Origin of the sequence: Microbacterium oleivorans (assembly GCF_001691565.1) — a bacterium.
Lineage (GTDB): Bacteria > Actinomycetota > Actinomycetes > Actinomycetales > Microbacteriaceae > Microbacterium > Microbacterium oleivorans_B.
Genome location: NZ_MAYO01000003.1, coordinates 1,449,748 through 1,462,865, shown reverse-complemented (window position 1 = coordinate 1,462,865; position 13,118 = coordinate 1,449,748). Strand labels below are relative to the sequence as shown.

Sequence of the window (13,118 nt, the reverse complement as noted above, 5' to 3'; positions counted from 1 at the left end):
CGAGCGTACCGTCGGGCATCGCTCGGGCGAGAGGTGCGACGCGGGTCAGCGCGTGGGACGCGTGAGGATCTCGTTGCCCGATTCGAGGATCGCCACCGTGTGCTCGGTGTGCGCGGTGCGGCATCCCGTGGCGCTCCGGAGCGTCCAGCCGTCCTCGTCGACCTTCAGCTCGTCGGTGTCGACCATGACCCACGGCTCGATCGCGAGCATGAGACCCGGGCGCAGGCGGTACCCGCGGCCGGCGCGGCCGATGTTCGACACGTGCGGGTCCTGGTGCATCGTGGTGCCGATGCCGTGACCGCCGAACTCGGTGTTGACGGGGTAGCCCGCCGCGGTGAGGACGTCGCCGATCGCGGCCGAGATGTCGCCGATCCGCGCGCCGGGCTGCGCCGCCTCGATGCCGGCGGCCAGGGCCTCCTGGGTCGCGGTGATGAGCGGGTCGTTCTCGGCGTGGGCGCCGCCGCCGACGGTGAAGCTGATCGCCGCGTCCGCAGCCACGCCGCTCGTCTTGATCGCGAGGTCGAGGGTCAGCAGGTCGCCCGCGGCGACGCGCTGGTCGCGAGGCCGGCCGTGGAGGACGGCGTCGTTGACGGCCGTGCAGATGTAGTGGCCGAACGGGCCCCTGCCGAAGGACGGCGCATAGTCGACGTAGCAGGACTCGGCGCCGGCGCCGAGGATCATGTCCTTGGCCCATGCGTCGATCTCGAGGAGGTTCGTGCCCGGCTTCACCCGCTCCTTGATGCCGTGGAGGATGTCGCCGACGAGTCCGCCCGTCGTGCGGGCGCGGTCGATCTGGTCAGGGGTGAGGATCTCGATCACGAGGCAGTCCGTTCGGTCGGCAGGCGCAACGGACAATCATACGTCCGCGTGATGAGGCGTGGTCGGGAGGGTTCCGCCATGCCGGTGAGGTCGTCGGGTCCTCGAACGGGTCGAGCGCCCCGGGCGCTTCCCAGCCCGCTCCACTACGGTGGATAGGTGAGTGACCCCCAGACCCCGACCGAACCCGCAGACACCCCCGCCCTTCCCGGCTTCGACGAGCTGGGCCTCACCGGTCCCGTCCTCGCCGCCATCAAGGACCTCGGCTACGAGACGCCCTCCGCGATCCAGGCCGCGACCATCCCCGTCCTCCTCGGCGGCCGCGACGTCGTCGGCATGGCCCAGACCGGCACCGGCAAGACCGCCGCGTTCGCCCTGCCGATCATGGAGAACCTCGACCTGACGCAGAAGACGCCGCAGGCGCTCGTCCTGGCCCCGACCCGTGAGCTCGCGCTCCAGGTCTGCGAGGCGTTCGAGTCGTACGCCGCCCGCATGAAGAATGTCCACGTCCTCCCCGTCTACGGCGGGCAGGGCTACGGCGTGCAGCTGTCGGCCCTCCGCCGCGGTGTCCACATCGTCGTCGGCACCCCCGGCCGCATCATGGACCACCTCGAGAAGGGCACCCTCGACCTCTCGCAGCTCAAGAACCTCGTCCTCGACGAGGCCGACGAGATGCTGAAGATGGGCTTCGCCGAGGACGTCGAGCAGATCCTCGCGAAGACCCCGGCGGAGAAGCAGGTCGCGCTGTTCTCGGCGACCATGCCGGCATCCATCCGTCGCCTTGCGCAGCAGTACCTGCGCGACCCGGAGGAGATCACGGTCAAGACCAAGACCTCCACCAACACGAACATCACGCAGCGCTACCTGATCGTGTCGTACCAGCAGAAGGTCGACGCTCTCACGCGCATCCTCGAGGTCGAGGACTTCGACGGGATGATCATCTTCGTCCGCACGAAGAACGAGACCGAGACCCTCGCAGAGAAGCTGCGGGCCCGCGGCTTCAGCGCGGCGCCCATCAACGGCGACATCCCGCAGCCGCAGCGCGAGCGCAGCATCCAGCAGCTCAAGGACGGCAAGCTCGACATCCTGGTCGCGACCGACGTCGCAGCCCGCGGTCTCGACGTGGAGCGCATCAGCCACGTCGTGAACTTCGACATCCCGACCGACACCGAGTCGTACGTGCACCGCATCGGTCGCACCGGGCGTGCCGGCCGCAAGGGCGACGCGATCAGCTTCGTGACGCCGCGCGAGCGCTACCTGCTCGCCCACATCGAGCGCGCGACCCGCCAGGCGCCGACGCAGATGCAGCTGCCGACGACCGAGGACATCAACTCCACGCGTCTGACCCGCTTCGACGACGCGATCACCGCCGCGCTCGCCGAGACCGACCGCATCGCCGGGTTCCGCGACGTCATCGCGCACTACGTCCGCAACCACGACGTGCCCGAGCAGGATGTCGCGGCCGCCCTCGCCGTCGTGGCGCAGGGCGAGACCCCGCTGCTGCTCGACCCGGCATCCGACCAGCTCGCGAAGACGCTGGCCGCCGACGCCGAGCGCGGCACGCGCAAGGACCGCCCGGCGCGCTCGGACGCACCGCGCGAGCGTCGCGGCAAGGGCGACTTCACGACGTACCGCATCGCGGTCGGACGTCGTCACCGTGTCGAGCCCCGTCAGATCGTCGGCGCGCTCGCGAACGAGGGCGGCCTGGGTCGCGACGACTTCGGTGCGATCACGATCCGTCCCGACTTCTCGCTCGTCGAACTCCCGACGTCGATGGACGCCTCGGTCCTCGAGCGGCTGAAGGGAACCCGCATCTCGGGTCAGCTCATCGAGATCCGTGCCGACCGCGGCCGTCCCGGCGGCGAGCGTCCGAAGCGCTCGTTCGACGACCGGCCCAAGCGTTCGTACGACGACCGGCCGGAGCGCAAGCCGCGCCACGGCCGCGACTGACGGCATCCGCTCGGCAGGTCCTGCTCCGGCAGGGCGGATGCCGCGGCGCGGCGTTCGCGGATGCAATGGTTCGCGGGCGACGCGCCGTACTCCGGACTGATCGTCCGGCGTGTCGCGCCGGATCTATTGCATCCGCTGACGCTCGCGCCACGCCGGCCTGCCCGCGCCCGAGAACCGCGAGATTCAGCCGTCGACACCCCCGGTGATGGCGGCGCGGATGCGGTCGACCGGGATCTTCGGCGTGCGGTCGGCGGTCACCAGGCCGTTCGTCTCCTGCAGAGTGTCGGCGAGCTGCGTGTAGCAGAACCCGGCCAGCACCCCGCTCGCGTGGACAGCGGCCATGAGTCCCTCGAAGCGCTCCGCGAAGTCGTCCGGCGATGTCGCGGATGAGTAGCCCCACGCGCCGTCGGCCGCGTCGGTGTCGAACGAGATGCCACCGAACTCGGTGAGCATCACGGGCGCGTCCGAGACGTCGCCGCTGAGGATGAGATCGCGACCCGCCGGGCCTGTCGTCTCCAGGAGGTGACGGATGCCGGCATCCGTCAGGTAGCGCTCCCGCACGACGTCGGGACGCCATTCGTAGTCGTGGATCGCGACGATGTCGGTGTCGACCTGTTCCCAGCCGTCATTCGACACGACGGGACGCGTCGGATCGAGTGACTTCGTCAGCGACACGAGCGCGCGCGCGAAATGCTGCATGCGTGCGTCGCTCGCGATGTGCTGCACACCCCAGCTCTCGTTGAGCGGCACCCACGTCACGATCGAGGGGTGGGATGCGTCGCGTCGGACGACCTCGAGCCATTCCCGCGTCGTCCGTTCGATCGCGGTCTGCGTGAACGTGTACGTGCCCGGCGCCTCGCCCCAGATGAGCAGGCCCAGCTGATCCGCCGCGAGCAGGAACCGCGGATCCTCGAACTTCTGGTGCACACGCGTCGCGTTGAAGCCCATCGAGCGGATCAGTTCGACCTCGTCGCGCAGCGCCGTCGCCGACGGGGCGGCGAGGTGCGTGTCTGGCCAGTACCCCTGGTTGAGGACGGAGCGGACGTAGCAGGGGCGGTCGTTGAGCCAGAAGCGTCCGCGGGCGACGTGGGCGGTACGGATGCCGAGGTACGAGGCGACGGTGTCGTCGCCCACCGTGACCGTGGCGTCGATGAGACGAGGGTGCTCGGGGGACCACAGGAGCTCTTCGTACGACTGGCCGTTGCGGAGCTCGGCGATGGGCAGGACGATGGTCGCCTCGTTCTCCGTCACGACGGTGCGGATCGCCGCGAGCTGCCGACCGTCGAACGACAGCGAGATCGCGGCATCCGTCGCGGACATCGGCCGACCGGACAGCTCGAGGTCGGCCGTGACGATCCCGGCGCGGGGGTCCGTCGTCCACCGGAGCGCGGCGACGTGGATGGGCGGCACGCTCTCGAGCCACACCGGCTGCCAGATGCCGGTCGTCCGGTGGTACCAGATGACGTGCGGATCCTTGCGCCAGTCCTGCTTGCCGCGCGGCTGCGCGATGTCGAGAGGGTCGTCCTCGACACGCACGACCAGGCGGGACCCGGCCCGCGCGGCGCGGGTGATGTCGAGGGCGAACGGCGTGTGACCTCCTTCGTGCGACCCGACGAGGGAGCCGTCGACCCAGACGTCGCAGCGGTAGTCGACGGCGCCGAAGTGCAGCAGAAGCCGTCGGCCCGACTCGTGACCGGCGGCCCGCAGGTCGGCATCCGTCACGTCGCGGGAGTACCAGACGACGCGGTGCATCCCGGTGTCCGCGACGCCCGACGCGGCCGACTCGGGCGGGAAGGGGACGACGATGTCGCCCTGAGTGACGCCGGATGCCGGCCACCCCGAGGCGAGACCCACGTCGGCGTCGTCGTGGGCGAAGGCCCACGTGCCGGTGAGATCGGCCCAGGCCGGCCGGACGAGCTGCGGCCTCGGGTAGGTGCCGTCCTGCGTGCTGGCACGCACGGCGCCGTGGTCGTCATCGATCATGGCGTCCAGCATGCCTCATGCCATGCAGCGCTGTAAACCTGGAAATCGGTCGACGCGTTCAGGTGGTCCGAACCGAGGGTGCGCTCTCCCGGATGGCGATGCGGTGGGGCGCGATCTCATGGCGACCGACGCCGTCGTAGCCCGCGACGCGCTCGAGAAGGAGCTCCATCGCGCGGGTGAACAGAGCGTCGACGTCGGGACTGACGCTCGTCAGGCTCGGAAAGGTCACCGCGCTCAGGCGCGTGTCGTCCCACCCGGTGACCGCCACGTCCTCGGGCACCCGGATTCCGCGCTCGTGCAGGGCGCGCAGTGTCCCCATCGCGGCGAGGTCGTCGCGGCACACGACGGCGTCGACGTCCCACCCCTCGTCCAGCGCCTGACGGACGGCCGAGGCCGTATCGGCGGCATCGATGGATGCCGTGGCGACGAGCATCCGCGGATCTGCACGGAAGCCCGCCGCAGCCAATGCTTCCTGATAGCCGATGATGCGCTGGCGGGATGTCTCGCTCAGGGCGGTCGTCTCGTGCCCGACGAAGCCGATGCGACGTCGGCCGGAATCGAGCAGGTGCGTCGTGATCTCACGGGCCGCCGCCACGTTGTCGATCATGACGTGGTCCATCGTGAGCGGCGCCGGGATCTCGCCGAGCAGCACGATCGGGATCTGCGATCGGTGCTGGGCGATCTCGGACGCACTCATCTTCGACGGCTGGAACAGCATGCCGTCGACGAGGCCGGCCTCAGAGCTCGCGATCAGCGCACGCTCACCCTCGAGGGTGTCGTCGGTCTCCTCGAGCAGGACGCGGTAGTCGAAATCCTGGGCCCGGCGGGAGGCGACGTGCGCGAGTTCGGCGAAGTAGGGGATCGCGACATCCGCGAAAGCGACGGCGACGAACCCCGTCCGGCCGGTCGCCAGGCGCCGGGCCACGACGTTGGGGCGGTAGCCGAGTTCGTCGATCGCCCGTTGCACCCGCTCGCGCATGGCGGCGGAGACGTGGGGGTAATCGCGGACGACGTTGGAGACGGTCTTCATCGACACGCCCGCCCGCTCGGCGACGTCCTGCAGGCGTGGTCCTCGCATGAGGCTCCCTTCAACGGCTCGCGGGCCACAGTACAGCGCCAGACCCGCTCACCAGGGCAGGCGACAGCCGACCCCGTTGACATGAAATTTCTAGCGCTGTAAGTTCGACGGCACTCACACAGCGCGCTCGGGCTTCCGGGCGGGGAGTACTCAAAGGAGAGCAATCACATGACTACGCGACTTTCGCGGGGCCTCGGTCTCGGCGTCGCTGCGGCGCTCGCCGTCTCACTCAGCGCCTGCGGCGCATCGGACTCCAGCGAGGGCGGGGTGTCGGGTGAGGACTACGACGGCCCCGCCGTCGAAGTCACCTTCTGGCACGGCTGGACGGGCGGCGCCGCGCCGACCATCGTCCCGAAGCTGATCGACAAGTTCAACGCCGAGCACGAGAACATCACGGTCAAGAACGTCCCGCAGGAGTGGGCCGACATCAACTCGAAGATGCCGCTCGCCGTGAAGGCGGGCAAGGGGCCCGACGTCGCCGTCCTCCACGGCGACGATCTCGCGACCTATGCCGCGCAGAACCTTCTGCAGCCGGCAGACGAGATCATCGAGGGGCTCGGCTACAGCGAGGGCGACTTCCCGCCCGACGTGTTCGAGATGGGGGACTTCCGCGACGCGCAGTACGCCGTGCCGTGGAGCGTCACGCCGCTCGGACTGTTCGCGAACAAGGACGTCATGAAGAAGGCCGACCTCACCGAGGTGCCGACGGACCGTCAGGGCTACCTCGATGCGCTCGAGAAGCTGAAGGCAGCCGGCGTTCAGGGCGAGTGGGTCGACGGCTACGTCTTCACGGGGACGTTCGAGTTCCAGAGCCTCCTCTGGCAGTTCGGCGGGGATCTGTACAACGACGACGTGACCGAGGCGACCTTCAACTCGGAGGCGGGCGTCGAAGCGCTCACCTGGATGACTGACCTCGTCGACAAGGGCTACAGCCCGAAGAACGTCGCGCAGGACGGCAACATCAAGGCGCTCCTCGCCGGGGACACGGCCTTCAACTGGAACGGCGTGTGGCAGACGACCAACACCGCCTTCGGCGACCTCGACTGGGCAGCCGCCCCCGTGCCGCAGATCGGCGACGAGAAGGCCGTCTGGTCGAGCTCGACGCACTGGGTGTTCCCCGCGAACAAGGGGCAGAGCGCCGACGAGACGTCGGCCGCCGCGACCTTCGTGAAGTGGATGAACGACAACTCCGCAGGCTGGGCCGAGACGGGCGAGCTGCCCGCGGCCAATACGGTCCGCGAGGATCCGACCATCCTCGAGAAGTACCCGAACCTCGAGCCCTTCATGGAGCAGCTCGACTACGCCCACTACGAGACGGTGTCGCCCGGCATCAACGAGGCCAACGCGCTCATCACCACCGCGATCAATGAGGCGCTGACCGGCAAGAAGACGCCGCAGGCCGCGCTCGACGACGCGAAGGCGAAGGCGGACGCGATCATCGAACAGAACCAGCAGAAGTATGGCGATTGACCTCGCCGCCACGACGGCCGTCCCGGCCGACCGCATCGTCGGTCGGCCGGGCGGTCGTGGCCGTCGTCCGGCCGCTCGTCGGCGCCGCACCCTCATCGCCTACCTGTTCCTCGCACCGTTCCTGGCGCTGTTCGTCACGTTCGTCATCGTGCCGGCCGTGTTCGGCGTGTGGATCAGCCTCACCAACTGGTCACCGTTCCGCGACAGCCAGGACTTCATCGGCCTGAAGAACTACCTCGACCTCTTCACTGCGGGCTCGACCACCTCGGCGGACTTCTGGAACTCGATGCGGGCGACGGGGCTGTTCGTCGTCCTGAGCGTCCCGTTCCTCGTGGTCGTGCCGCTGTTCATCGCCGTCCTCCTGAACCGCAAGCTCCGGGGAGCCACCTTCTTCCGGACCGTGTTCTTCGCGCCCTACGTGCTCGGTGTCGCGATCGTCGGTGTGATCTGGAGCTACGTCTTCGACACGCAGTCCGGCATCCTGAACCATCTGCTGGGGCTGTTCGGTCTCCCGAGCGACACCCCGTGGGTGGTCGACACGCCGTGGGTGTGGGTCTCGCTCGTCGGTGTCACCGTCTGGTGGACGGCCGGGCTCAACACCGTCATCTTCCTGGCCGGACTCAAGGGCATCAACACCGACCTCTACGAGGCCGCAGCTCTCGACGGCGCAGGAGCCGCCCGCACGTTCTTCAGTGTGACGCTGCCCGGACTGCGCCCCGTGATGATCTTCATCACGACGACGACCATCCTGGCCTCGGCGAACATGTTCGGACAGTCGTTCCTGTTGACGAACGGCGGTCCCGGCAACGAGACCCGCACCGCGATCATGTACATCGCCGACCAGGGCCTGTCCCAGAACAACATGGCGCCGGCCTCGGCGATGAGCTACGTCCTCTTCGCGTTCCTGGCGATCATCAGCGTCGTCAACTTCCGCCTGCAGCGCGAGCGCAGCGAGAAAGCCGCCTCATGACCGACACCGCCGTCCGTCCCGCCCCGACGTACGCGCGCCCCGCGCGCCGCCGATCTCCGCGCCGGGCGGGTGACCTCACCTCGTATGCCGTTCTCGGCGCCCTCGCCCTCGTCGTGATCTTCCCTCTCATCTGGATGCTGCTGACCTCGGTGAAGACCGACGCGGATGCCGTCCGCAACCCGTACGCGCTTCCGGACCCGCCCTCGCTCGAGGCCTATCAGACACTGCTTCTGAGCGGTCAGCAGCCGATCTTCCTCTGGCTGTGGAACAGCTTCGCGGCGGCCACGCTGCAGACGGTCCTCATCCTCGTCACCGCGTCGATGGCCGCCTATGCGCTCGCCCGGCTCGAGTTCGCCGGCCGCAACATCGTGTTCGGGCTCATCATCGCGACGCTCCTCGTGCCGCCGGTCGTCTTCCTCATCCCGAACTACCTCCTGGTCGAGAACTTCGGCTGGCTCGACTCGATCCTGGCGATCACGGTGCCGGGGGCGGCGAGCGCGTTCGGAGTCTTCTTCCTGCGCCAGTTCTTCCTCGGCATTCCGCCCGAGATCGAGGAAGCGGCCCGCATCGACGGCGCGGGGGACTTCCGCATCTTCTTCCAGGTCGCGCTCCCCCTCGCGCGACCCGCCCTCGCGACCCTGGCCGTGCTGTCGTTCCTCGGCAACTGGAACGACTTCCTCTGGCCCGTCTACGTCCTGCTCTCGCCCGAGAACATGACGCTCCAGCCGGGACTCGCCATGCTGCAGGGGGCCTTCCGCACCCACTTCGGCATCGTCATGGCCGGTGCCGCGATCGCCTCGATCCCCGTGCTCATCCTCTTCGCCTTCGCTCAGCGGCAGATCGTCGATTCCGTGGCCGGTGCGGCGGTGAAGGGATGAGGCGGGTCGTCGCGGCTGCGATGGCGCTCGCCGGAGCCGTCTTGATCAGCGGATGCGGTGCCCCAGCGTCCGCTCCGTCTAAACCGTCCGCGGCAGCGGCAACCGGGTTCGTGCTCGACGAGGATTTCCCCGACCCCGATGTCGTGTCGACGGATGACGGCTACGTCGCCTTCGCGACCGGGAGCCACGGGCTGAACATCCGTGTCGCGACGTCTCCTGATCTCGCGACATGGACGGTCGACAGGCGCGACGCGCTCCCGACCCTCCCCGCCTGGGCGTCGACCGGACGCACGTGGGCGCCGGAGGTCGCGCCGCTGGGCGAGGGATACGTCATGTACGTGACGGCGGAGCACACGGCGTCCGGGCGGCAGTGCATCGGGGTGGCCACCTCGGCTTCCCTCGACGAACCGTTCGCTCCGGCATCCGACGAACCACTCGTCTGCCCCGTCGACGAGGGCGGCGCCATCGATGCAGCCACGTTCGACGACGAGGACGGCACGCGCTACCTGCTGTGGAAGACCGACGGCAACTGCTGCGCCCTCGACACGCATCTGAGGATGGCGCCGCTGTCCGAGGACGGGCTGTCTCTCACCGGCGACGCCGTGACGCTGCTCACCCAGGACCAGCCGTGGGAGGACAAGCTCGTCGAGGCGCCGACGCTCGTCGCACGGGACGGCGGCTACGCGCTCCTCTATTCCGCGAACGACTACGGCGGGGATTCCTACGCCGTGGGTGCGGCGTGGTCCGACACGCTGACCGGCCCGTACGCGAAGCAGAGCGACCCCATCCTGTCGACGTCGGGCAGTGACGGTGCGTTCCGCGGTCCCGGCGGTCAGGACGTGGTGGCGACCCCGGACGGCGATGTGCTCGTCTTCCACGGGTGGGACGAGCAGTACATCTATCGCGGGCTGCACACCGCCCCGATCAGCCTCGAGCAGGGCCGCGCGGCGGTGACCGTGGGCTGACGGTGCGCGTTGGGGCCGTGTCACCCCTCGAGGTGGAACGCCGCCCAGAGCTCCGCCCGCGCGGCGAACGAGCCGAGATCCGTGCCGAGCGCCTTCTCGGCCGCGGCGAGCCGTGTGCGCACAGTGTGGCGATGAACCCCGAGGGCCGTCGCCGCGCGCTCGTTCGAGCCGTCGGACTCGAGCCAGGCGCGCAGCGTCTCCTCGAGCCGGCCGCCGGTGTCGCGGTCGTGCGCACGCAACGGCGCGAGGTACCCGGCGGCGACGGTGGCGGCGTCGCCCGCCGACAGCGCCGAGAGGATGCCGCGGGTCTGCACCTGCGCGAAGTGCGACAGTCCGGGGGCCGCGGCGCGGCCCCGCGCGGCGCGTGCCTGATCGAGGGCGCGGGCCACGTCGGCGTATCCCGCCGGTTCCGACACCCCGACTCGGACCGCGAAGCGCGCCGGGATCTCCTCGAGCGTCGCTGCGGCGGAGGCGGGGACCACGATCACGACGTCGTCGTCGAGGGTGCCGTACAGCAGCGCGCCGTGCCGCTCGTCGGCGCGGAGTTCGAGGACGTCGATGAGGGCGTGTGTGCGGGGGCCCCCGGCATCCGTCACCGCCACGACGATCGGCGCGGACGGCAACGGCCCCCAGACGTCGCGCGAGATCTGCCGAGCCAGGGCGGGGTCGCCGGTGAGGAGCGAGCGGACCATTCCGGAGCGGAGCGCCGTGCGGGCGCGGGAGAGGCGCTGGTGCTGCTCGAGGGCGAGTCCCGCCATCGCGATCACGGCGGTCACGACGTCGCGTCCCGCCTGGTCGAGTTCGCTCGCGGCGATGGCGAGGACGCCGCGGAGGCTCCCGCCCCGCCCGAGGGTCTGCAGGGTGAACGCGTCGGTGTCGGAGCGCAGCGACGAGCCCGCCCGGGCGCCGCGCCGCAGGACCGCGTCGACCTCGACCCGCAGCACCGCCGCCGCCTCGGGAGTGAGCGTGCTCGCAGGATGTTCGCGCACGAGCTCGCCGGCGGCGTCGTACATCCCCACCCATGTGTCGAGCTGACGTGCGAGTTCGGCGATGGTCGCGTCGAGCCCGTCGGGCCGCAGCGCCGCGAGCGCGATCGCACGCTGCGCCGACAGTGCCCAGCTGCGCCGCGCGTACGCCTGGGCGGCGACCGCCTCGGCATTGGCGCGCGCGACGGCGATGAAGGGCGTGTCGTACGGCACCTCGAACAGCGGCAGGTTCGCGCGGCGGCATGCGGAGGCCAGTCCCGGCGGGATGCCGTCGCGCGCCACTTCCGTCCCGAACCCCAGTGCGGCTACGCCGCGGTCGACGAGTCGCCGCACGTAGGTGTCGAAGGGGTAGCGGATGCCGGTGGGGAACTGCGTGCCGGTCGTGAGGAGCACGAGGTCGTCGGCGAGGAACGGGGTCGGGTCGTCGAGGTCGGAGCTGTGCACCCATCGCGTCGCCCGGTCGAGGGCACCGGGGGGCAGGTCGTCCTCCGCGCCCGCCAGACGCAGGCGGAGTTCCCGGCGGGTGAGGAGGGCGCGCAGCGTGGGGTCGGCGTCCCGAGCGACCATGCGCAACCTCCTGTTTGTACGGCGTGTATAGTCTGGTGCCGAGAATAGACGCAGCGGAGAGTGACCGCACGCGCGGACACCTCTACGCTCGCCGCATGAGCACCTCGATCGCCTCCGTCAGCACGCCCCTCGGTGGACCCTCCCTTCCGCAGGAACGCCGCCTCGAGACCGCGATCCCCGGCCCGCGCTCGCAGGAGCTCCTCGCGCGCAAGGCCGATGCCGTCGCCGCGGGCGTGGGGCACACCGTTCCGATCGCGGCCGTCGCCGCCGGCGGAGGCGTCGTGCTCGACGCGGACGGCAACTCGCTCATCGACCTGGGGTCGGGCATCGCCGTCACCACCGTCGGCAACGCCCACCCGAAAGTCGTCGAGGCGATCGCGGCGCAGGCAGCCCAGCTCACCCACACCTGCTTCATGATCTCGCCCTACGAGTCGTACGTCGAGGTCGCAGAGACCCTCAACCGGCTGACTCCCGGCGACCACGCCAAGAAGAGCGCGCTGTTCAACTCCGGCGCCGAGGCCGTCGAGAACGCCGTCAAGATCGCCCGCAAGTTCACCGGCAAGCAGGCCGTCGTCGCCTTCGACCACGCCTATCACGGCCGCACGAACCTCACGATGGCACTGACCGCCAAGTCGATGCCGTACAAGAGCGGCTTCGGTCCGTTCGCCTCCGAGATCTACCGCGTGCCGGGTTCCTACCCGCTGCGCGACGGGCTGTCGGGTGCGGATGCCGCGGCCCGCGCGATCTCGATGATCGAGAAGCAGGTCGGTGCCGACAACCTGGCCGCCGTCATCATCGAACCCATCCAGGGTGAGGGCGGCTTCGTCGTCCCCGCCGACGGATTCCTCTCCGCCGTCGTCGACTGGTGTCGCGAGAACGGCGTCGTCTTCATCGCCGACGAGGTGCAGTCCGGTTTCGCCCGGACCGGCGCCATGTTCGCGAGCGAGCACTTCGGCATCGTGCCGGACCTGATCACCACGGCCAAGGGCATCGCTGGGGGAATGCCCTTGGCCGCGGTCACCGGACGCGCCGACATCATGGACGCGACGCACACCGGTGGCCTCGGCGGCACCTACGGCGGCAACCCCGTCGCCTGCGCCGCCGCTCTTGCCGCGATGGACGCGTTCGAGAACGACGGCCTCATCGAGCGGGCGCAGGAGATCGAGAAGATCCTGACGGCGCGGCTGCGCGAACTCGCGGCATCCGACCCCCGCATCGGCGAGGTCCGGGGACTCGGCGCCATGATCGCCGCGGAGTTCGTCGACCCGACCACGGGCACCCCCGATGCGGCGCTCACCGGAGCGATCGCCAAGGCGTGCATCGCGGCGGGCGTCATCGTCCTGACCTGCGGAACGTACGGCAACGTCATCCGGTTCCTGCCTCCGCTGTCGATCTCGGACGAGCTCCTGGCGGAGGGCCTCGACGTCGTCGCTGAGGCGCTCGGGAAGGCCTGAA

At 69.8% G+C, this 13,118-nt stretch carries 10 protein-coding genes; 6 read left to right on the top strand and 4 right to left on the bottom strand.

Annotated features, from left to right (window positions below; translation table 11 throughout):
* Window positions 1-45: 45 nt before the first annotated feature.
* Window positions 46-819 carry a type I methionyl aminopeptidase gene (map, locus tag BBA86_RS09795; RefSeq protein ID WP_065571389.1) on the bottom strand — a complete coding sequence of 258 codons (774 nt, stop codon included), beginning with the start codon at window positions 817-819 and terminating at the stop codon, window positions 46-48.
* A 156-nt stretch (window positions 820-975) separates the two neighbouring features.
* On the opposite strand from map, the gene BBA86_RS09790 reads away from it, so the two are divergent.
* A complete protein-coding gene (locus BBA86_RS09790; protein WP_065571388.1) occupies window positions 976-2,766 on the top strand; it encodes a DEAD/DEAH box helicase in 1,791 nt (596 codons plus the stop codon).
* 183 nt (window positions 2,767-2,949) lie between these two features.
* Here the strand turns inward: BBA86_RS09790 and BBA86_RS09785 are convergent, their stop codons facing one another.
* The gene (locus tag BBA86_RS09785; protein ID WP_065572256.1) at window positions 2,950-4,749 is read right to left on the bottom strand and encodes a glycoside hydrolase family 2 protein; all 1,800 of its coding nucleotides are present in this window, start codon (window positions 4,747-4,749) and stop codon (window positions 2,950-2,952) included.
* 58 nt (window positions 4,750-4,807) lie between these two features.
* Window positions 4,808-5,779, bottom strand: a complete 972-nt coding sequence (locus BBA86_RS09780) for a LacI family DNA-binding transcriptional regulator (protein ID WP_065572255.1) — start codon at window positions 5,777-5,779, stop codon at window positions 4,808-4,810.
* Window positions 5,780-5,995: 216 nt separating this feature from the next.
* Here BBA86_RS09780 and BBA86_RS09775 point away from each other — a divergent pair, with 216 nt between their 5' ends.
* From BBA86_RS09775 to BBA86_RS09760, 4 genes are read left to right on the top strand one after another with little or no spacing between them, the layout of a single operon-like run.
* A complete protein-coding gene (locus BBA86_RS09775) occupies window positions 5,996-7,297 on the top strand; it encodes an ABC transporter substrate-binding protein (protein ID WP_065571387.1) in 1,302 nt (433 codons plus the stop codon).
* Window positions 7,287-8,267, top strand: coding sequence for a carbohydrate ABC transporter permease (locus tag BBA86_RS09770; RefSeq protein WP_065571386.1), 981 nt, complete (start codon window positions 7,287-7,289; stop codon window positions 8,265-8,267). Before BBA86_RS09775 ends, BBA86_RS09770 begins: the two co-directional genes overlap by 11 nt.
* Window positions 8,264-9,145, top strand: a complete 882-nt coding sequence (locus tag BBA86_RS09765; protein WP_065571385.1) for a carbohydrate ABC transporter permease — start codon at window positions 8,264-8,266, stop codon at window positions 9,143-9,145. Before BBA86_RS09770 ends, BBA86_RS09765 begins: the two co-directional genes overlap by 4 nt.
* Window positions 9,142-10,110, top strand: coding sequence for a glycoside hydrolase family 43 protein (locus BBA86_RS09760; protein ID WP_065571384.1), 969 nt, complete (start codon window positions 9,142-9,144; stop codon window positions 10,108-10,110). The genes BBA86_RS09765 and BBA86_RS09760 overlap by 4 nt, the downstream gene beginning before the upstream one ends.
* A 20-nt stretch (window positions 10,111-10,130) precedes the next feature.
* On the opposite strand, the gene BBA86_RS09755 is transcribed toward BBA86_RS09760, so the two are convergent.
* Complete coding sequence (locus tag BBA86_RS09755) at window positions 10,131-11,663, bottom strand: PucR family transcriptional regulator (protein ID WP_065571383.1); 1,533 nt, start codon at window positions 11,661-11,663, stop codon at window positions 10,131-10,133.
* A 95-nt stretch (window positions 11,664-11,758) separates the two neighbouring features.
* Here BBA86_RS09755 and gabT point away from each other — a divergent pair, with 95 nt between their 5' ends.
* Window positions 11,759-13,117, top strand: a complete 1,359-nt coding sequence (gene gabT, locus BBA86_RS09750; RefSeq protein ID WP_065571382.1) for a 4-aminobutyrate--2-oxoglutarate transaminase — start codon at window positions 11,759-11,761, stop codon at window positions 13,115-13,117.
* Window position 13,118: the final 1 nt, after the last annotated feature.